This window comes from Enterobacter sp. A8 (assembly GCF_004296595.1).
Taxonomy (GTDB): Bacteria; Pseudomonadota; Gammaproteobacteria; order Enterobacterales; family Enterobacteriaceae; genus Enterobacter; species Enterobacter cloacae.
This window is the reverse complement of sequence record NZ_SCMF01000019.1, coordinates 1-587: the sequence shown is the minus strand read 5'-3', so window position 1 is coordinate 587 and position 587 is coordinate 1. Positions and strand designations below refer to the sequence as shown.

Sequence of the window (587 nt, the reverse complement as noted above, 5' to 3'; positions counted from 1 at the left end):
CCAAGAACCACACCAAAACGGGCTGCTTTACGCATCAGCTCGGTTTGAATGGTTAAGGATAATGTGGTTTCTTCACCTTTCAGGCGCAGCATCAGTGACTGGTTGCCACCCGGTAACGGACGGCGAATATGATCGGCAAAATGCAGCACCTGAAAATGTTCACGTAAAATGTCCGCCAAGCGGTCACAGTCGGCAATGCTTTGCAGAATAATTTCAAAGGCGTGGCTGTGGGTCAGTTCTTGCAGGTCGATGTCGTTTTTGACGAAATAACGGAGCAGTTCGATATTGTTATTTTTCTTTTTAATTCGGCCGCTAATCTGATGATATTGCAGCAGCTCGGCCAGGTTCTTTTCCCATTTGGCCTGATATTCACAGCGTTTCGGCTTGGTTTCTAGCAGGGCAGCCTGAACATTATTGTACATGTCCAGATCCAGGTTCTGGTAGCACAGATGTTCCAGGTTGTCGGCCATTTCATTCATACCGACAATACGCGCCATCGGCACAAAAATATCAAAGGTTTCCTGGGCAATGCGGGCGCGTTTGTCTGGGCGCAAGGCATCTAGCGTGGTCATGTTGTGATAGCGGTC

The 587-nt window shown here is 48.6% G+C and carries 1 pseudogene; it reads right to left on the bottom strand.

Annotated elements, in window-relative coordinates:
* Positions 1-587, bottom strand: a pseudogene (locus EQV24_RS23615) (RelA/SpoT family protein); the annotation flags it as partial.